At 57.7% G+C, this 20,437-nt stretch carries 11 protein-coding genes and 1 pseudogene; 8 read left to right on the top strand and 4 right to left on the bottom strand.

The features are described from left to right. Nucleotides 1-434 precede the first annotated feature (434 nt). The 3 genes from glmS (at nucleotide 435) to XH96_RS34045 (ending at nucleotide 6,047) form a co-directional block, all read left to right on the top strand. Nucleotides 435-2,261, top strand: a complete 1,827-nt coding sequence (gene glmS / locus XH96_RS34055) for a glutamine--fructose-6-phosphate transaminase (isomerizing) (RefSeq protein WP_194394375.1) — start codon at nucleotides 435-437, stop codon at nucleotides 2,259-2,261. Nucleotides 2,262-3,368: 1,107 nt separating this feature from the next. Then, nucleotides 3,369-5,333, top strand: a complete 1,965-nt coding sequence (locus XH96_RS34050) for a glycoside hydrolase family 127 protein (protein ID WP_194389728.1) — start codon at nucleotides 3,369-3,371, stop codon at nucleotides 5,331-5,333. A gap of 375 nt (nucleotides 5,334-5,708) precedes the next feature. Next, nucleotides 5,709-6,047, top strand: a complete 339-nt coding sequence (locus XH96_RS34045) for a hypothetical protein (RefSeq protein ID WP_194389727.1) — start codon at nucleotides 5,709-5,711, stop codon at nucleotides 6,045-6,047. 911 nt (nucleotides 6,048-6,958) lie between these two features. Here the strand turns inward: XH96_RS34045 and XH96_RS34040 are convergent. The 4 genes from XH96_RS34040 to dctA form a co-directional block, all read right to left on the bottom strand. Continuing rightward, on the bottom strand, nucleotides 6,959-7,336 hold the full coding sequence (locus XH96_RS34040) for a response regulator transcription factor (protein WP_027565169.1): 378 nt from the start codon (nucleotides 7,334-7,336) through the stop codon (nucleotides 6,959-6,961). An 85-nt stretch (nucleotides 7,337-7,421) separates the two neighbouring features. Next, on the bottom strand, nucleotides 7,422-8,105 hold the full coding sequence (locus XH96_RS34035) for a response regulator transcription factor (protein WP_028146457.1): 684 nt from the start codon (nucleotides 8,103-8,105) through the stop codon (nucleotides 7,422-7,424). Beyond that, nucleotides 8,102-10,777, bottom strand: a complete 2,676-nt coding sequence (locus XH96_RS34030) for a PAS domain S-box protein (RefSeq protein ID WP_194389726.1) — start codon at nucleotides 10,775-10,777, stop codon at nucleotides 8,102-8,104. The genes XH96_RS34035 and XH96_RS34030 overlap by 4 nt, the downstream gene beginning before the upstream one ends. Before the next feature lie 1,073 nt (nucleotides 10,778-11,850). Then, nucleotides 11,851-13,161, bottom strand: coding sequence for a C4-dicarboxylate transporter DctA (dctA, locus tag XH96_RS34025; RefSeq protein WP_092216227.1), 1,311 nt, complete (start codon nucleotides 13,159-13,161; stop codon nucleotides 11,851-11,853). A 354-nt stretch (nucleotides 13,162-13,515) separates the two neighbouring features. Here dctA and XH96_RS34020 point away from each other — a divergent pair, with 354 nt between their 5' ends. From XH96_RS34020 to XH96_RS34000, 5 genes and pseudogenes are all read left to right on the top strand, one after another. Beyond that, nucleotides 13,516-13,713, top strand: a complete 198-nt coding sequence (locus tag XH96_RS34020) for a hypothetical protein (protein ID WP_194389725.1) — start codon at nucleotides 13,516-13,518, stop codon at nucleotides 13,711-13,713. Nucleotides 13,714-14,326: 613 nt separating this feature from the next. Then, the gene (locus XH96_RS34015; protein WP_194394374.1) at nucleotides 14,327-15,016 is read left to right on the top strand and encodes a molybdenum ABC transporter permease; all 690 of its coding nucleotides are present in this window, start codon (nucleotides 14,327-14,329) and stop codon (nucleotides 15,014-15,016) included. A gap of 918 nt (nucleotides 15,017-15,934) precedes the next feature. Beyond that, nucleotides 15,935-17,186 (top strand): annotated as a pseudogene (locus XH96_RS39985) (DUF418 domain-containing protein). 348 nt (nucleotides 17,187-17,534) lie between these two features. Then, nucleotides 17,535-18,635, top strand: a complete 1,101-nt coding sequence (locus tag XH96_RS34005; RefSeq protein ID WP_194389724.1) for a hydrogenase small subunit — start codon at nucleotides 17,535-17,537, stop codon at nucleotides 18,633-18,635. Between the two features lie 13 nt (nucleotides 18,636-18,648). Continuing rightward, complete coding sequence (locus XH96_RS34000; protein WP_092216231.1) at nucleotides 18,649-20,433, top strand: nickel-dependent hydrogenase large subunit; 1,785 nt, start codon at nucleotides 18,649-18,651, stop codon at nucleotides 20,431-20,433. Nucleotides 20,434-20,437 lie beyond the last annotated feature (4 nt).

Genomic DNA, 20,437 nt, shown 5'->3' with positions numbered 1-20,437 from the left:
TCGCGGCAGGCAGTGAGGGGCGAGGCGCGACAAAGTGAGAAAGAGTAGCAAACGTTGGTATAGATCGACGAACGTTTCGATATCGAGAGCTTACTTTCGTACAATGGAGCTTCGGCGCCAATGCTTTAACCTGGCCGAGCGTAAGTTGCCTCGGTTCAAGTATGATAAGTCTCCTAAACCCGCGCTGGAAAAACGTATCCAGTAACGCGGAACAATTCAAGCTAGAGCTGCTGCGCCGTTTGTACTCGATCGCCAGTTACAAGTGGAATGTAGCCGCGCGAAGCGATGATGGCTGAAAGAGATCTAACTCACGCTTGTGAATGCGGCGGCGGTACAGGCGGTCGCGAAAACCGAACTCGACACCTGTTACCATCGGGTAAGCGAATTTCATGACCGGGTTCCTGACTCCTTAAACTTGGGCTGCATTGATCGATATGTGTGGAATTGTTGGTATTTTGGGGCGTGGTCCGGTCGTTGGGCAGTTGCTGGCCTCGCTCAAGAGATTGGAATATCGGGGCTACGACTCCGCAGGCCTCGCGACTCTCGAAGGTCTCAATATCGAGCGCCGCCGCGCTGAAGGTAAGCTGAGAAACCTTGAGGAGCGGCTGCGCTATTATCCGCCGTCGGGTCACACGGGAATCGGTCATACCCGCTGGGCGACCCATGGAAAGCCGACCGAGAGCAATGCTCACCCGCATGCGACGGAAAATGTCGCGGTCGTTCATAACGGGATCATTGAGAATTTCCGCGAGTTGCGAGCCGAACTGGAGCGGAATGGAGCCCATTTTAATTCAGAGACAGACACAGAGGTGGTGGCGCATCTCGTCGAATCTTATCTCAAGAAGAGTTACTCGCCGCAGGATGCGGTACAAGCGTCGCTGCCCCGGCTGCGCGGTGCCTTCGCGCTGGCGTTCCTGTTCAAGGCCCACGACGATCTTTTGATCTGCGCGCGTAGGGGGTCGCCCCTTGCGATCGGGCATGGTAACGGCGAAATGTATCTAGGATCGGATGCGATCGCGCTCGCGCCTTTGACCGACACCATCACCTATCTTGAAGACGGCGACTGGGCCGTGCTTACGCGCACGACGTACGTGATCTATAGCGTAGACGGATCTGTCGTCGAGCGGGAAACATCAAAGTCTGGCGTATCGTCCCTCCTTGTGGACAAAGCGAATTATCGCCACTTTATGGCCAAGGAAATTCACGAACAGCCGACAGTGGCCGGCAAGACATTGGCGCATTATCTCGACACGGCGGCCGAGCGCGTCGCCCTGCCGCTCACATTGCCATTCGACTTTAAATCCATTCAGCGCATCTCAATTACGGCGTGCGGCACTGCAAGCTATGCCGGGCACATCGCCAAATACTGGTTCGAGCGGCTGGCGCGCTTGCCTGTCGAGATCGATGTAGCGTCCGAGTTCCGCTACAGGGAGGCGCCATTGCGCCGGGGCGATCTCGCGATCGTCATCTCGCAGTCGGGCGAAACCGCTGACACGTTAGCTGCGTTGCGATACGCCAAGGACCAGGGCGTGCACACGATATCTGTGGTCAATGTCCCGACGTCGACGATTGCGCGGGAGAGCGAATCCGTTCTGCCGACGCTGGCGGGGCCAGAAATAGGCGTCGCCTCCACCAAGGCATTCATCTGCCAGCTGATGGTATTGGCCGCGCTTGCCGTCGCAGCAGGCAAAGAGCGCGATAAACTGTCTGAGATCGAGGAAACGAAGCTTGTGCGTGCGCTTATCGAAGTGCCGCGGTTGATTGCTACGGCACTGTTGATTGAGCCGCAGATCGAGAAGCTCGCGCGTTATATCGCCGACACAAGGGACGTGCTCTATCTAGGTCGTGGCACATCGGCCCCCCTGGCACTGGAGGGCGCACTCAAGCTGAAGGAAATTGCCTATATCCACTCAGAAGGTTATGCCGCCGGCGAGCTCAAGCACGGACCGATCGCGCTGATAGATGAGGCAGTGCCTGTGGTGGTGATCGCGCCTTATGACGAGGTCTTCGAGAAGACCGTCTCGAACATGCAAGAAGTTGCGGCTCGGGGCGGCAAGATCATCCTGATGACCGATTCGAAGGGTGCTTTGGAAGCAACGGTGGACACACTCATGACCATTGTGCTGCCGGAGATGGTCGCAGGCTTTACGCCAATGGTCTATGCCATTCCGGTTCAGCTCTTGGCTTACCATACCGCGCTCGTAAGGGGCGCGGACGTGGACCAGCCGCGTAATCTAGCAAAATCGGTGACTGTGGAATGAGGCGGCAGTGTCATATTTGAGCGGTGAGGCCACTAATGGAGTGGGCGAGCTCACGGAGAACGATCCCATTATCAACAGCTAAATCGTAGACCGATCCAGCTCGATGAGCAGAGTCAGTCCTGCTTCCGTCATCATCGTTAACCGGCCAACGCCAATGGCGTGGACGTTACCATGCTGTCGTTCGAGCGGAACGGTCGATAACAAGTGGGAATTACGCACAATTGGGAGATCCAAGTCGGCTCTCGGTTATCCAGCCTGCTATCTCCTTTGCAGGGCCAAATCAGCCTGAAGCTCGGTGCACAAAAGTGACTCTCTAACTCATCCTCCCACCTTGCCGAAGCCGACGAGCAAGTCGGTGCACACGACAGATTCGAGCCGCTCCGTCGCGGATTGTTCACTGGCGGCGCATACGCGCAACAACCTACTTTTCCCGATTGCCCACATCGGCCCACATGTCGGGCACGTCGAGCATGCACTTCGACTCCCTGCGACGATTGCTTAGGATTAGCAGTCCAGTTTGTCGCTTCGGCGCCTAGCAGCGGCTCACGCAATCCTGTTGGACCATACGCGTCACTGCGGCCCTCCCAGCTGCTACGTGTCATCAAATGGATTGTTAGAAACCGAACATTCTCGCGCTAGGTCGAGGGCCTATAATCAAGTGCAGGGGGCGTCGCACCGGAAAGACGCGGTGCTCCCGGCTTTAGCGGCAGGAGAGTACTACTATTATATCCAGCGACGGCCGACCCGCTCATATAGCAGGATCAACCAGCCTTGCAGCGACGCGGGATTTAGCACGACTGGCAAATCCGGTTGGTGGGCAGCAATCGCATTGGGCTCCTACGGGGAGCCGCAGATCTGGTTGACCAGAAGAACCGCTCCTTATTCCGGGCACGGGATTTGCTGTCCCGCTCCTCGACGGACTGCTCTCAACGCATGTCTGGGAGGGCGGCGCCTTAGGGCAGCTCTCCATTTGATCGTTTTGAAGCCTCGCCCCGAGAGTACGAGTGTGTAGCCGAAAATCTCCGGGCGACAAGCTCAACAACGCAATCGTGGTGAGATGGCTTGCCGAGCTAGGTCTCCGCTCGCCACACTTCAAGGAGGAACGCGATGAATGAACGAAATGTGGGCGAAGTCGATCTTCACAACCTACAGGTCTCGGATCCACTGATTGGGCAATGCCAGCAGCTGGTCAGGGAAGTGGCAATTCCCTACCAATGGGAGGTGCTAAACGATCGCAATCCCGAGGTGATACCGAGTCACGCGGTAGAGAACTTCCGCCTTGCTGCCGGGCGTGCGAGCGGCGAGTTTCATGGCACGGTTTTTCAGGACAGTGACGTCGCAAAATGGCTTGAGGCGGCTGCATGGTCGCTATGCCAGGCACCAAATCCAGAGCTGGAGAAAGCCGTCGACGAGCTGGTTGAATTGATTGCGGCTGCCCAAAGCGGCGACGGTTACCTCAACACTTATTTCATACTGAACGCGCCTCAGGAGCGCTGGACCAACTTAACGGAGTGCCATGAGCTTTATTGTGCTGGCCACTTGATTGAAGCGGGTGTCGCATTCTTTCAGGGGACTGGCAAACGGCGGTTGCTGGAGGTCGTTTGCAGGCTTGCTGACCACCTCTGCACAGTTTTCGGCCCAGAGTGCGATCAGTTGCACGGCTATGATGGCCATCCGGAAATCGAACTTGCGTTGGTACGCCTCTACGAAGCGACAAAAGAGCAGCGATATCTCACGCTGGCTAATTATTTCGTAGAGCAACGCGGCACGGAGCCACACTTCTACGACATTGAGTACGAGAAGCGCCAGCAATCCTGCGTGGCCAAATCCGATGCCGCGCCTTGGATGGTAAAAAACAAAGCGTATAGCCAAGCGCACTTGCCGCTTTCGGAGCAGCGGACCGCAACCGGTCATGCGGTTCGTTTTGTATACCTCATGACGGCAGTAGCTCATCTCGCGCGTCTGCGCCAGAACGAGCAGCAGCGCCAAACTTGCCTGCGGCTATGGCAAAACATGGTTCAGCGCCAGATCTATATTACCGGCGCCATCGGCTCGCAAGGCGCCGGCGAAGCGTTCAGCAGCGATTACGATTTGCCAAATGATACGGCGTACGCGGAAAGTTGCGCGTCGATTGGCCTGATGATGTTCGCGCGCCGCATGTTGGAGATGGAACTGGACGGCCGCTATGCCGACGTGATGGAGCGCGCGCTCTACAATACCGTTCTCGGCAGCATCGCGTTCGACGGGCGTCACTATTTCTATGTTAACCCGCTCGAAGTGCATCCCAAAACGCTGAGGTCTAATGGCATCTACAATCACGTCTCGCCGGTTCGACGACGATGGTTTGGCTGCGCGTGCTGCCCACCGAACATCGCACGCCTTTTCACATCGATTGGTCACTACATCTACACGCCCAGCACCGACGCGCTCTATGTAAATCTCTACGTTGGTACTAGGGTGGCAATATCCGTCGACGGACATGCGCTGCGGTTGCTCATAAGCGGCAGCTATCCCTGGAGAGACCAGGTGGAAATCGCCGTCGAATCTGCGCCGCCAATTGCCCACACGCTCGCCCTGCGCCTGCCGGAATGGTGCAGCGCGCCGCAGGCGAGCGTGAACGGCGAGCCCGTGAATTGCGAGCCGCGCAAGGGCTATTTGCACATTCGCCGAACGTGGCGGCAGGGAGATCGCGTCAAACTATCGCTGCCAATGCAAGTGCGTCGCGTATACGGCCATCCACAACTTCGCAATTTGGCCGGCAAGGTGGCCATCCAGCGTGGGCCCTTAATTTATTGTCTGGAGGAGGCCGACAACGGGACCGAGTTACACAACCTTTGGCTTAATGCAGACAGTCGGTTCTCACTTATCGAAGGAACTGGTCTCTTTAGTGGCAAGATCTTGCTGCAGGCCGACGGGACGCGGTTGCAACACACGCATTATGAAGAAGCGGCGCTTTATCACTACGACAAAGTGCCTGGACAGCTAGAACCGCAGCAGCTGACATTCATTCCGTTGTTCAGCTGGGCTAACCGCGGCGAAGGCGAAATGCGGATTTGGGTAAATGAGCGTTGACGCCGAACGCCCGGTCGCGCTTCTACGAGCCGACGTTAGGCTACGTTTCTGGGCAGGCGATATCGTTGCTCAAATTCTGGAAATGGGCCAATCCGTTGAAGGCGGTCCGCGAGTTCCACTGGAACGTCGAAAAGAAAACCCGGATATGAGACGGCGATCAACCAAATTCCTAATAAAGGAGCTTCCTCGGAGCTGTTCGCGACCTCTCATCAAAACCTGGCGAATGCCAACGGCACGAGCGTGTGTCCCCGTGTCGTTCAGAAAGAAGTCCTACGACAAGCCAACGTGAGGGCGGCCACGTCAAGTTTTGCTAAGCCAGGCTCCCTATCAGCCCAAGAAGCCAAAACTAGATGCCACCACGGGACTACCTCTACTGTGGATTTTCGAGTCGTTCATCCGCTTGTCGAGAACGCTGGCGATATCCTGCTCGAGCACCAGCTTCGAATGGACGGCGAACAGCCGCTGCTCAATTCGCGTCCGGCTAATCCGGAAGCAAGAGCCAGTGCGGCAAAGATGGGATTCATCGAGGTTGACGCCGACAACATGGTTCTCGACCCGGAGAAGTCAGACAAGTGGGTAAGGAAAAGCGACGGCAAATGGCAGCGAAAAGGCGCTCCTGCGCGGTATCGTTCCAAAGCTGACGACAGTGAAGGTAGTGATACCGAGATCCCAGCGAGCCGCTCAGCATACGATTATGAGGATGATTTTATGTGACCATGGGATCACCGGAGATTGGGCCCGATGGAGTAGACTAATCTAGCCTGCTCCGGGCTCCTCTGTGCTTATCGCCTTTTCGGCTGAGAGTTCCTCTGAGTTGGCTCAGAAGACTGCCCCCAGAGTGCTCCTTGGCCCGGCGGTTGCTGAGTTGTTTGAGCGTTGGAAGTAGGGGGCTGACTGCGCAAGGCAATACGGCAATGCTCGCTGCGGCGAGGACCTGCATGGGGTGCCGCCAAAGTGCGCCCGGCCCCCCAGGGGCCTGGCGTGTTGCGCCGAGCACCTTGGGCGGCTTGGAGGCAGAAGCCCCCTACAGAGGACGGCCTACGAAGTAGTAAGCGCGTCGCGCCTGCCGTGAGTCGGTCGGCAAGGAAATGCACAGCGAAGCGGCGTTTATGGGCAAGACGGCCGGCATACGTCAACGGACATAACGAAGCCGTGAGCGCGCATCGTGCAGAGCTCTTTCACCAGAAAAGGCTCAACACAACACGCGAGGCGGTTGTCCTGGCGAAGCACCGTTATCATCGTCACTGCAGTCGGGCTGCGAACAGCCAATCTCTTGCTTTACCGAGCGCTCTTGCGCCAGCTCCACTCTGCGGTGAAGTATATAGCCTCGATCCAGACGCGTTAAGAAGTGCTTAAGTCGCCGACTGCGTGAGCGTTAAGTTGAACGTTGACCTACAGAATGAGCCGAGCTCACGTGCCCTTCCGGTCCTCGCGGCGATAAGATTGTTCTGCGCCAAACTAGCCGCCCGGCGATAGTTGGTAAAGCGTGGACAGGACAACAATTCGTCCTCTCGTTCGCTTTTTAGAGCAACTAGCGTGTTTGACTCCGAAGAGGTTGATCGGTGGCGAGATCGACGCGTGGAGCGTTTAGATCGCACAGCAATTCAAGCCGCATGTTGATTGCATCAGATGCCGCCTCGGCCGTTCAGCGCGGTGTCGAGGCACTCGATTAACGTTTGTCCGGCAAAGGGTTTGGCGAGGAAGCCAATCGCTCCGGCACCCAGCGCTGACGCGCGCACGCGGTCGTTGGGGAAAGCGGTAATGAAAATGAATGGTGCGTCGTAACCCCGTGTCCGCATCTCTGCCATCAGCTCCAGGCCGCTCATAGGCGACATCTGCATATCGGTAATGACACAGGATGTCTCGCCCAATTGCGGGGACCTCAGGAGTTCCTCGGCCGACGCAAATATTTGGGCGATGTAGCCACGCGATTTCAAAAGATTCTCTGTCGCCGCACGGACTGAGGCGTCGTCGTCAACGACGGAAATCAAAGGCGTGGACAAGACGAGCCCTCCTGAAGCGGGAATAGCGGCTGCAAGCATTAGCCACCTTGCGCGAAAAGTGGGCTCGACTGATGAACTTGTAAAATCATACTTGCGTTTGTTCAGGACGATTAGTGCGAACTCCCAGCGTCTCAGTCATTCTGATCAAGTCGGCCAGCGAGCGTGCACGCATCTTTTTCATTACGTGTCCCCGGTAGATCTTGACCGTAATCTCGGCGAGCCCAAGCTCGGCGGCGACCTGCTTGTTCATCAGGCCGGCAGCGACCAGTTTCATCACCGCCTGCTCGCGCGGGCTTAAGGTCTCAAATAAAGACTGCAGGTTCGCGACCGTCTGCTGAGCCTCCCGTCTTTTGCGATCGCGTTCGGTCGCCGCAACCACGGCATCAAGCAGTTCCTGATCGCGAAACGGTTTGCTGAGAAAATCGACCGCTCCTTCCTTCATGGCCCTGACAGTCATTGGAATGTCGCCATGGCCGGTAATGAAAATGATCGGAATATGTATGTTCAACCTCGCGAGCTCGGTCTGGAAGTCAAGGCCGCTCAAGCCTGGCAGCCGGACATCAAGAACTAGGCAGCTAATAATGTCCGGGATTGGGCTCTGCAGCATTTCGCGCGCCGATCCGAATGCAATGACGCCTAACCCTACCGATTGAAAAAGGTTCGTAAGCGAGCGACGCATGGAGATGTCATCCTCCACGACGAAGACGGTCGCCTTTGTCGAGGCCTCGGCATTGCTGCCTTCATCTGGCGCGCCAAATCGTGCAGTCACGAGACGGCCTCCTTATACAGCGGTAAGGCGAACTGGAACGTCGCACCCGGTCCATTTTTGTGGACCATCGACAGTCGTCCTCCATGAGCTTCCACAATCGACCGGCAGATTGAAAGACCCATTCCAAGGCCAGTCGATTTGGTGGTGAAGAAGGGATCCAAGACGCGGTCCGCGTCGTTCTCGGCGATGCCGACGCCACAATCGGTCACGGCAAGGTGGACGTGCCCCACATCGTCCTTCGATGATTGAACCAGCAGTTCGCGTGTCCTCTCTGTAACTGCATCCATGGCTTCGATTCCGTTCATCACGAGATTGATGATCACCTGTTGTAGCTGAATCCGATCGCCGAGGATCCTAGGCAGCCCTGCCGTCAACTCGGTTCGTAACGTCACTCGGTGGCTCACCAGCTCTCGTGTTACCAGCGCAATGACGTCCTTAACGACCTCATTGATATCGAGCGGCACCATCTCAATCTCGCCCTTCTTTGCGAGCGCGCGAATACGACGGATCACCTCGCTTGCCCGGATTGCGTCTTCGATGATCCACTCCACCGAAGAGCGGGCGGCGGAAAGATTAGGCGCTTCCCGGCCCATCCAACCGAGGCACGCATCGGCGTTGCTGATAATAGCGGCGAGTGGCTGGTTTATTTCGTGGGCGATGGAGGTTGTCAGCTCTCCTAAAGTCGTTACACGCGTCACATGCGCAAGCTCCGACTGTGCCCTTCGTAGTTCTTGTTCGGCTTGATCGGCGCGAATGGTGGCGGTGATGTCAGTGCTGACGCCACGGTAGCCGAGAAAATTGCCCTTTCCATCGAAAAAAGGCTTGCCACTCGTGCGGACGTAGATCGGAGAACCTGTCCGATTCACGGTGCGGTAGACGAGATCCCGAAACGGAAGATGGGCCTCCAATGTCGCCCGATGCTGCCGCCACTTCTCGGGTTCCTCTTCGAGGTCGCACGCAATGTCCCAGCGAAGCAGGCCGATCAATCCTGTCGCCAAAATTCCCGCAGCACTGGTGTGCTCGGATAAGCGAGTGACCTGATGATCCGGCCCGGTCTCCCAGAGCCAGTCGGAAGCTGTTTCGGCGTAGTCGCGAAAGCGCTGTTCACTTTCGCGCAGCGCGACAAGTGTGTTTTCCAGGCGTTCCCTAGCTGCGTGTTGCTCGGTCACATCCATATGTGTTCCGATCAGCTCGCTGACGTTGCCATCGCTGCCAACCACCACGTGCGCAACGGAGTGTATGCGTCTTATCCCGCCATCCGGTAGAAGGATACGAAAATCATATTCGAACCGCCGCTCCTTGTGTTCAATCGCCTGGCGCTGCACCTCCTGTAGCCGCGGCAAGTCGTCCGAATGGATGCGCGATCGAATGGTCTCGATCGATACCGGCTCTTGTGGGCTAAAGCCGAACAGACGATCGACCTCGGCGGACCGATATATGAAATCTAGACGGTAGACGTCCCAGGACCAGCTGCCCGTGTGACTGAGATGCTGAGCCTCGGCCAGATAGGCCTCGCTGCGGCGCAGCTGCTGTTCTGCTCGCCTCGCCGCCGTGATATCCGTAGCTGCCCCAACAAACTCGATGTCACCAGAGGCTGTTCTCGTCGCTCGCGCCTGCGCATGGATGTGCTTTACCGAGCCGTCCGGTAGCAGGAGCCGGTATTCGTGCTCGAAATCGCTCGGGTCTCGCATCGCGCGATCGATAAGTTCTTTAACTGAAGCCCTATCATCTGGATGAGTGCGCTCAACGACGAGCTGCGGCCCCGGCGGCACTGTGTCAGGATCTAATTGGAAAATGCGAAATGTTTCCTTTGACCAGAAGGCCTCGCCCGTAGTGGGGTTCCAGCTGAAGCTGCCTGTGTGACTCAATTCCTGCGCCTGGGCTAAATGTGCTTCACTCCGCTGCAGGGCAAGTTCTGTCCGCCTTCGCTCCGTGATATCTTCGCAGGCGATAAGGACAATGGGCTGCTCATCGCCCCAGAGCATGGCTTTGGCGTTTTCACGTACCCACAACACCGAGCCGTCCTTCCTGACTTTCCGGACGTCCCAAGTGCGCGTTTGTCCGACATCCTCAAGGCACGTCCGAACGCATTCGCGAACGAAAGCGCGATCCTCCTCGAGAAATACGTCCAGCACTGATCGAGCGATCAGTTCAGCACGAGCATAGCCGAGTTGTGTCGCGCCGAGTGAATTGACGTTGAGGATAGTGCCGGCTTCATCGACCATGAAGTACATGGCGGGATTGTGCTCGAAGATGGCGCGCCACCGCTTTTCGCGATCCTCCAAATCGGCCGCACTCCGCTGAAGCTTGGCCGCAACGACACGCGCAGCCTCTCTTTCCTGGCGGAGCTTTCCGATCAGGTGCGCTCCCACAATCGAGGCGATAAAGAATGCAACAACCACCGGCAGATCTTGGGGGTCATCGATACGCAGGCTGAACGCCGGCGGCGCAAAGTAGTAAGCGAGAGCAGCGATGGCTATGATGCAAAGCGCGGACGACGCAATGAAGCTTCCCATCAACGAAAACAGCAATACCACTAACAAATAGGCGAACGCCGTCGCGGCGAAATGGGCGTGAAGGTACAAGCAAGCCAGAGTTACCACGGCCAGCGCTATGCTGCCGAACGTAAGCTGAGGGGCTGAACGTTCTAAACTGCTGATCGGGCTACGCATTCTGATACCGTCCGGCCTCTTTTCTCCGGCGGGGGAGCTATAACATTTTAGGCAAAAATAGGGCAATACTCAGCACCAGCACCCGCTGGTGAGCGGTTCCGCTCGATTGCTTGGTGGTGAACTGAGCACGCGCAGAGAAAAATTGCATTACAGACGTACGTATAGTCGTCCTAAACCTTTCAATATGGCGCGGTGACACGCCTGCAATCGATGCTCAGGTGCCTGCTTTCCTCCGTTGCCGATAACTCCGGGCAGGCGCTCGAGGCTGCAGCCGGGATAACCAGCCGCAGGAGGACAGCGGCTGCAGTTCAGTCAAGACGTTGAGCCGGAACAATCAGGGGCGCCTGGCCGAACCGGAAAGAACAAAGACAAGCTGCCGAACCACTCATCTCGCCGGTACGATCGGTCATGCGGAAGAAAACGCAATGGTCATGTGCGGAGATACGAAGGCGAAGTTACGCGACTGCTTTGTATGTCCTGCGGCCTCACGCCTCGGTGCGGAGGACTTGCCTCCGGGGCGTTGGCCGGAACCGAGCGCGCGCGCAGCGACGCCGAACCGACCTAGCCGTCTGCGACCCGCGACAGCTCTGTCAAGGTGCCATCTAATCCGTGCTGATCACACACCATCTGATCTAATGCGACAGCGCGGACCTTAACAAGGGAGTGAGTCGCGTCACAGGATCGCTACCCACGTCGTTGGCCGGACGAGGCAAGCGCAGTGACCGCACACACGATTGTGCGCGGAGCAAGAACTAGCTTGTCAGGCCGACCCGTTCTGTCGCAGTCCTGATATCGGGCGCGGCAAATGTCGCAGAAGCGTTCGGATGGCTGGAAGCTTACGGTGAAAGACGCGCTTGAAAATGACTGGTAAAAAAGCCCGACTCTTTTGCTCGACGGGAATCTTTTCAGGGCGGCTGGCCCCGGGCGAGGTGGGGCAAGGGCTGCGCACTGGCGATCGCCCGTGAAAGTTCCGGCTCGTCAAGTCGGCTGTCTCGATTCAAACTACGAGAAATGTCGCTGCGCTTGCATTCAACCCGTCTTTGAATGGCGGCGGTCAGGATCCGGGACCTATCTCATCGTGTGTCGATAGTGGTGGAAACGTTGGGCTGGTTGAGCCGAGCTTGCAGCGTCGTGTGCTCGAGCTCGTCCTCCCACCAGGATACGAACACGGCGGCGACGCCATTGCCGGTGATGTTAGTAAGGGCGCGCACCTCGCTCATGAACTTGTCGATCGAAAATACGATTGCCATGCCCGGCACCAGCGCTGGGCTGACCACCGACAACGTCGCAGCGAGCGTGATGAAGCCCGCGCCGGTGACGCCGCTTGCTCCCTTCGACGTTAGCATTGCCACGAGCAGGATCGTGAGCTGCTGGCCAAAGGTGAGATCGACCCCGAGTGCCTGGGCAATGAACAATGTCGCAAGTGTCATATAGATATTGGTGCCGTCGAGGTTGAAGGAGTAGCCAGTTGGCACCACCAGGCCGACCACGGGCTTGGAGCAGCCCAGCCGTTCGAGCTTCTCCATTAATTGCGGCAGCGCGCTTTCAGAGGACGATGTGCCGAGCACGATCAAAATCTCGTCCTTGATATAGAGAATGAACTTGAAGATTGAAAAGCCGACGAGGCGCGCGATCAAACCGAGCACCACCACGACAAACAACGCCGCCGTCGCGTAAAACAGCGCGATCAGACCGATCAAATTGCCGAGTGCTGCCGGCCCGAACTTGCCGATAGTGAAGGCCATGGCCGCGAAGGCGCCGATCGGAGCCGCTTTCATGATGATAGCGATCACGCCGAACACCGCGTGCGCGACGTCGTCAATCATGCCTCGCAGTCGCTCCCCGCGGGTTCCTAGCGCCATCAGTGCAAAGCCGAATAGGATCGCGAACAGGAGAACCTGCAGAACATCGCCGCGGGCGAAGGCGCCGACTACGGTATCCGGAATGATGTTGAGAAAGAAATCGACGGTCTTCGAGGCTTCCGCCTGCTTGACGTAATTGGCGACCGCCGCCGCGTCCGGCTTGACCGCAAGGCCATGACCGATTTGGACCAGATTGCCCATAAGCAGGCCCAATACCAAGGCAAAACTGGAGACGATTTCGAAATAGACCAGCGCCTTGACGCCGACGCGCCCGACTTTCTTCGCATCCTGAATATGCGCAATACCAGATGTGACGGTGCAGAAAATAATCGGCGCGATCACCATCTTGATGAGCTTGATAAATCCGTCACCGAGCGCCTTGACCCAGTCGTTGGTCGCGACAGAGGGCCATAGGCAACCGACCATGGCGCCAATCAAGATCGCGATCAGCACCTGCACGTAGAGAATCTTATACCAAGCTTGCGACGCGCGTGCGGGCGCCGCAGTTGCCATGGTGGTCATGACGCTTCCTTCCCGAATATACTCGAATGCGAGCCGCCGCGTCATTGAGAGACGACAGCGTCATACGAGACTCATCATTTTAGCCGTGTCCGATTGAAGACGGTTCGAGAGCCGGCGCGTCGTTCCAAAGGCAGGCGTTTAGTTGCGTTATCCCTTCTCGTTAAGCAAGATATGCACCAGTTGCTAAAAGTGCGCCCGATTAAGCAGTCTCGGACAAACCGTCTGTCTCCGGGCGGTATCGGTTTGGGTGCTCGGCCCGCGTTCGCAAGGTCGAAACAAAAAGTCGCAGCGAGACGCGCAACTTGATCGGCTGAGCGCATTAGCGGAGTCCCGTCTCGGGATAGAAGCCCGAGCGTGATCGATATGCGCCAACTGCTGATGGATGCAACAGTAGATGAGATCGGTAAAATTGATAGTTTGGATCGCACTCATCCACGAGATGGAAGCCTTTTAGGAGCTCGATTGCGTGACAATATCTTGAATCGATGCACTGCCTTGTCGCTAGCGGCAAAGCTCGTCGTGCACGGGGCATTTGTCTCCAGCCTGCGCTAACGATGCGCATTAGGCAGGTTGGTCGTGATTCCGCCTTCGCTCTCGGCCCGCGCCTTCTGCCGCGTCGCAGAAGCAGCGTTACGATGATTACTCAGTTAGATCGTTCGCGTTGCTGCCAAGGGGCAGGCCTCCTGGATCCGTTTTATTATCGGCCCAACGAGGACGGTGTTTGAGCTACCGACAAACTACCTAGGCATCTCTGGCCGCATCAAATTCTGCCGTTCCGTTGCTTGACCGTGCCTGTCTGCTCGGCAACAGAGATGCCAGAAATCTGACATAGCGTTAGTTCCGCGCCACGGCGACGTCGACGTCTATGCGAATTTCTCCCATGTCGGGCATAGCGCGCCGCGCCGTTTGCACGCGGCACAGGAATTGCTGATTTCAAACGAGGAGGTGCCGCCGTCACCTGGATGGAGGCGGCCCTGTTACAGGAGTTGTCGATGAGACCTGCGACGCTGCTCTTGCTCGTAGAAACGACGCGCGTAAATGTGGCGGCCGCCATGAAGCGCGGCGCGACTAAAAGGCGACCCGCGCCACATGCCTGGGCGAGCCGGACGTGCAGGCGATCACTGGAACCGTAAGACGACCTGCTTTCACTTTTGGGCTGACGCACATGGATGTCTTTTCGGCAGAGATTGCGCAATCTGTTGCGCTCACGATTGAGCTAGCCGCCGTAACGACCGTGATCCTCCTCGTGATTGGTGTGCCCCTCGCTTGGTGGCTAGCGCGCTCAAAGACTCTTTTGAGTGAGGCGGTGACGACGATGATTGCCCTGCCGCTGGTGCTACCGCCGACAGCTCTCGGCTTTTGCTTACTCGTGTTGCTCGGCCCAAACGGGCCGGGTGGCGTTCTCGCCACTTTGTGGGGCGAGCGCACGCTCGCTTTTACCTTCGCAGGAATTGTGATCGGATCGGTCCTCTCGGCGTTGCCGTTGGTGGTGCAGCCGATCCGTAACGCCTTTGTTGGGATAGGAGATCGCCGCTTGGAAACTACGGGGCGCGTTTCGTCGTTGTATGCCTTCATTACCATCAGGGGGCCGCTGGCGCGATTGGAGGTTGTTAAAGCCGCCGTGGTTGGCTTTTCTCATACGATCGGCACATTCGGCGTCGTGATGATGATCGGCGGCAACATTCCTGGGCGCACCAAGGTTTTGTCAGCCTACGTCGTAGACTACGTCCAAGCATCGCGCTGGCGCGAGGCGAGTGTAGTTGCCGGCGGTATGGTGATGTTCGCCTTTGCGGCAATCTCCACCTTAGCCCTCATCGACCGACACTATGCCAGGAGAGGCACCGAACGGTCTTAGGTTAGCGGGGCGGACATATCCGATCACGACCGAGCAGCAGTATTGCAAGCCAGATCCATCAATCCTTGCGAGGCTACAATGAACAAGTTTGTTATGGCCGCGGCGGCTGCTGGAATCGGCTCAATTCAGTGCACTCCGCTCCTCGCACCGTACGGTTCGAGCGCCGATCGCTTAAGGTTGTCGGGTCCAGCAGTGGAGCTGAAGTCAAAAGCAGGCTCTGTCCCTTGCGATGGCGATCCACGAGTTCGCGACGAACGCTGGTGAAGCATGGGGTCCTTTCCTGTGATGAAGGCTATGTTCTTATCGGTTGGGCTTTCGAGGGGGAGGAGTTCTGCTTCTCTTGGCGGGAAACCGGCGGCCCAACGACCAGGAGGGGTTTCGGCAGTCACATGATCGAGATACTTCTTGCGCATGACTTCGGAGGAATTACCAAGTTGGCCAACGAAAACATCTGGCCTGGAGGTTCATTTTACGACCTATGCCCGAAACTTGGGAGCTAAGCTGACAGAAGCAATCACCTGAAGCTACGGCTTTTTTTGCCTGTCTCTTCGTTCAGCTCGACCTGACCGATCCGCTACATCAGGTGGCCTTGCCAAGAAGATAATTGAGCGCAGTGCCCCCTTAGTTGCTCGCCTCTCTCGGTCGCGCATGTCAGCTTGTGACGCGTGGCTGACCTTAACTCAGAGCGCGGCGATGTCCTCGTCCGAGAGATGACCCGACCAAGGGCATGCTGGCTGTCGAGGGGAGCCTTGAACCTCAACCGGACCTTGCCGGTCCCATCCGGACCACATCGGCTAGATCCGACAAAACCCCGAACTCACATCGAGCGCAATGTGAGACTTTGCCCAATTCTGGTAGTTTGACGCGGTACGAGGCGGCATTCTAAATCTCTCCATCGCAAATGGGGGGAATCCTGCAATGACCGGCGGAAGCATGGGCTCGCAACCTGCGCCGGCGAGTGACGCGTCAAGAAAGCCTATGAGCCCGTCGGAGCGGCTCGACGCAATTGACGTGCTGCGGGGCGTGGCCCTGTTCGGCGTGCTCGCGATGAACATCGTGACCATATTTCGGATCTCGATCTTCGCGCTGTTCTTACCGAACGTGGAGCGGGCGGGGCCGCTCGACCAGGTGGTGGCGGCTGTGCTGACGGTTATGGTCGAGTTGAAGGCGTTTTCGCTCCTCTCGCTGCTGTTCGGGGTTGGCCTTGCGATCCAATTCGAGCGGCTTGCCGGCAATGCACGGCGCATGATCTTGCTCGTGCGCAGGCTGCTGGTGTTGCTGGCTATTGGCCTGGTGCATCTCTATTTAATCTGGAACGGGGACATTCTCGTCGAATACGCGCTGGCGGGCTTCGTGGTGCTGCTCTTCCTCGGCGGCCCGCGGTGGCTTATGGCAGGTGCAGCCTTGCTGCTCCTGGGGCTCTACGTGACCATGCCGCTGTTATCGCCGATCGTGCCGCTGCCGGGTGCGGCCGAGATGGCCGCTCTTGCCGCGGAGGCGACGCGTGTGTACGGCACGGGCGGATTTTTCGATGTGCTCGCGTTTCGGATCCGCGAGGTGCCGGCTATTTTTCCGCTGCACGTCATGGTGTTTCCGCGCACTGTCGCGCTGTTCCTCATCGGCGCCCTTGCGTGGCGCAGCGGAGTTTTGCGTCGGGCTTCGGCGAACCGGCGCCTGCTGTTCGTCATCGCAACCTCCGCCATTCTTCTCGGCGGCGGATTGAGTCTCTCGGCAGCACGACAAGAGTTCTTCGATTGGCCGTCGCTCGGTCGCGCGCGCTTTCTGGTGGAAGAGCTGGGCGTTGTCGTAATGTCCCTGGGTTATGCCGCCGCAGTCATCGCCGCTGTGAACCTCCCGGGCGGGCGGAGAATGCTCGGCTGGGCCGCGCCGCTTGGCCGCATGGCGTTCACCAATTATCTGGCGCAATCTGTGATCTGCGGCTGGATCTTCTACGGCTATGGTCTAGGCCAATTTGGCCGCCTCGGCGTGACCGCGACACTGGCGATCGGCATTTTCGTGTGTCACGCAGGTGGTGTTCAGCGCTTGGTGGCTGCGCCGCTATCGGTTCGGTCCGGTCGAGTGGCTCTGGCGCTCGTGCATGTATGGGGTACCGCAGCCGATCCGGGCAACGGTCAATTCAGCCATCATGCGCGCGACTATAGCAGTTTGATGCGGGCCCCGATACCCAAGCTGCGTTCTGCTTCAAGTGGAAGCCGCCCAAGCGGGTACGGCTGATTTTGTGCCTTCAGCGACCTCCGGAGGTGTCAAAGCGAGCATGACGTAGTCGCCATGCAGTGATGAACTATATTGCTGCTCTGTAGAAGTGCTCACATGAACGTCCAAAACCGGACACCGTTTGCATGAAAGATCAATGGCGCAGCCTGTGGCTCGCTGCTTTCGACAGTCCGCAGTGCTGAAGCGGTGACTTGGTATCAGTCAAGTGTTTCGCTTCGCTGGCTTGTTTCTTGCTGAACGTCAGTAATTCGTTACGGCCGACGACACTCACACGGAAGGCTTTATGGGTGGTCCAACGGAAACGTTCTACAGCGTGATCAGACGCCAAGGTATGACGCGTCGTAGTTTTCACAAATTCTGCACTTTGACTGCCGCGAGCTTGGGACTTAGTCCGCTCGCCGCAAGCAGTATTGCCAACGCCTTGGAGACCAAACCACGTGTGCCCGTCATCTGGCTGCACGGGCTCGAATGTACCTGCTGCTCGGAAAGCTTTATCCGCTCGGCCCATCCCTTGATCAAGGACGCGCTGCTCTCGATGATTTCGCTCGACTATGACGATACGATCATGGCGGCGGCGGGACACCAGGCCGAAGCCATCCTGGAGGAAACTCGTGCCAAGTACAAAGGCAGGTATGTGCTCGCCGTCGAAGGCAATCCACCGCTGAACGAGGGGGGCATGTTCTGCATTGACGGCGGCAAGCCGTTCGTTGAAAAGCTCAGGTGCATGGCGGAAGAGGCCATGGCGATCATCGCTTGGGGCACGTGTGCGTCATGGGGATGCGTGCACGCGGCCAAGCCCAATCCGACTGGCGCGGCGTCGATCGATAAGGTGATCACCAACAAGCCGATCATTAAGGTGCCCGGGTGCCCGCCTATCGCAGAGGTCATGAGTGGCCTCGTGACTTTCATCACCACGTTCGGAAAGCTTCCGGAGCTCGATCGCCGAGGGCGTCCAAGTATGTTCTATTCCGAGCGCATTCACGACAAGTGCTATCGGCGTTCCCATTTCGACGCTGGCCAATTCGTCGAAGAGTGGGACGATAAGTACGCGCGCAAGGGCTATTGCCTGTACAAGATGGGCTGCAAAGGGCCAACCACCTACAATGCCTGTTCGGCCATTCGGTGGAACGGCGGCGTCTCATTTCCGATTCAATCCGGGCACGGCTGCTTCGGCTGTTCCGAAGACGGCTTCTGGGATAATGGGTCTTTTTACGACCGTCTCACAACCATCAAGCAGTTCGGCATCGAGGAGAACGCCGACCAGATCGGCATGGCCGCTGCTGGCGTAGTTGGGCTAACGGTCGCTGCCCATGCGGCGGTCACCGCAGTGAAGCGGTTGACCCACAAGTCGGATCGCGCAGCCCCCAAAGGTAAACTGAGTTGAGGAGGGAGCGACGTTGGCCGTCCAGACACCGAATGGGTTCAATCTCGATCGTTCAGGCAGGCGAATCGTCATCGACCCACTGACGCGGATCGAAGGCCACCTGCGTGTCGAAGCCAATCTCGATTCGGACAATGTGATCCGCAATGCGGTCTCAAGCGGGACGATGTGGCGTGGCATCGAAGTCATCCTGCGCGGACGCGATCCGCGCGACGCCTGGGCGTTCACCGAGCGGATTTGCGGGGTCTGCACCGGCACCCATGCGCTCACCTCCGTGCGCGCGGTTGAAAATGCACTAGGAATTGCGATTCCGGAGAATGCCAATTCGATCCGCAACATCATGCAGCTGTGTCTGCTCGTGCATGATCACCTCGTACATTTCTATCACCTGCACGCGTTGGATTGGGTTGACGTGGTCTCCGCGCTCAAGGCCGATCCCAAGTCCACCTCGGCGCTCGCGCAGTCTATCTCGCCCTGGCCGCTATCGTCCCCCGGCTACTTTAGGGATTTGCAGATCCGGCTCACCAAATTTTTCGGATCAGGGCAGCTCGGTCCGTTCAAGAATGGCTATTGGGGACATCCGGCCTACAAGCTGCCACCGGAAGCGAACTTGATGGCTGTAGCGCATTATCTGGAAGCGCTGGACTTCCAGAAGGAGATCGTCAAGATCCAAGCCATCTATGGTGGCAAGAACCCGCATCCGAACTGGCTGGTCGGCGGCGTGCCCTGCGCGATCAACATCGACGGAACTGGTGCGGTGGGTGCAATCAATATGGAGCGACTGAACATCGTCTCCTCGATCATCGACCGTTCGATCGAGTTTGTCGAGCAGGTCTACCTGCCCGACGTTGTCGCGATCTGCTCGTTCTATAAGGACTGGCTCCATGGCGGCGGACTTTCGAGCAAGAGCGTGATGTCCTATGGCGATATCCCCGAAAACGCAAATGACTCTTCCTGTTTCAAGCTGCCGCGCGGGGTCATTCTTGGTGGCAATCTCAAGGAGATCCTTCCGATCGACCATGGTGATCCCGAGCAGATCCAGGAATTCGTCGCGCATTCATGGTATAGATACCCCAGCGATCGTTGTGGACTGCATCCCTGGGACGGTATCACCGAGCCGTCTTTTGAACTTGGGCCAAAACTCAAAGGCAGCAAGACAGATATCAAGGAACTCGACGAAGGCGGCAAGTATTCCTGGATCAAAGCGCCGCGCTGGCGCGGCCAGGCCGTGGAAGTCGGGCCGTTGGCGCGATACATCATCGGTTATGCGCAAGGCAAAGCCGAGTTCAAGGAGCCGGCCGAGAGACTACTCAAGGGGCTCAATCTTCCCCTGACTGCGCTGTTCTCGACGCTTGGCCGTACTGCGGCGCGGGCGCTCGAATGCCAGTGGGCGGCGCATCAGATGCGCTATTTCCAGGATAAGTTGGTAATCCACATCAAGGCAGGCAATACGGCAACTGCCGACGTCAGCAAGTGGAAGCCGGAAAGCTGGCACAAGGAGGCTAAGGGTTACGGGTTCAGTGAGGCCCCACGCGGCGCGCTTGGGCATTGGATCAAGATCAAGGGCGCCAAGATCGACAATTATCAATGTGTCGTGCCGACGACGTGGAACGGATCTCCTCGCGATCACAAGGGCAATATTGGCGCTTTTGAAGCCGCCCTGATCGGTACCCCGATGGTCGATCCGCAGCGGCCCCTGGAGATCTTGCGCACGATCCATTCCTTTGATCCGTGCTTGGCTTGTTCGACCCACGTGATGAGTCCTGACGGCCAGGAAATGGCCTCAGTGAATGTTCGTTAACGAC

It is taken from the genome of Bradyrhizobium sp. CCBAU 51765, from assembly GCF_015291725.1.
Classification (GTDB): Bacteria; Pseudomonadota; Alphaproteobacteria; order Rhizobiales; family Xanthobacteraceae; genus Bradyrhizobium; species Bradyrhizobium liaoningense.
Note: the sequence above shows the minus strand (reverse complement) of the source record. Positions and strands in the feature narration are given on the sequence as shown.

Excerpts from the sequence above, each read along its gene's own strand:
- dctA (WP_092216227.1), bottom strand. The coding sequence starts at position 13,161 with ATGACCACCATGGCAACTGCGGCGCCCGCACGCGCGTCGCAAGCTTGG.
- XH96_RS34005 (WP_194389724.1), top strand. The coding sequence starts at position 17,535 with ATGGGTGGTCCAACGGAAACGTTCTACAGCGTGATCAGACGCCAAGGT.
- XH96_RS34030 (WP_194389726.1), bottom strand. The coding sequence starts at position 10,777 with ATGCGTAGCCCGATCAGCAGTTTAGAACGTTCAGCCCCTCAGCTTACG.
- XH96_RS34015 (WP_194394374.1), top strand. The coding sequence starts at position 14,327 with ATGGATGTCTTTTCGGCAGAGATTGCGCAATCTGTTGCGCTCACGATT.
- XH96_RS34050 (WP_194389728.1), top strand. The coding sequence starts at position 3,369 with ATGAATGAACGAAATGTGGGCGAAGTCGATCTTCACAACCTACAGGTC.
- glmS (WP_194394375.1), top strand. The coding sequence starts at position 435 with ATGTGTGGAATTGTTGGTATTTTGGGGCGTGGTCCGGTCGTTGGGCAG.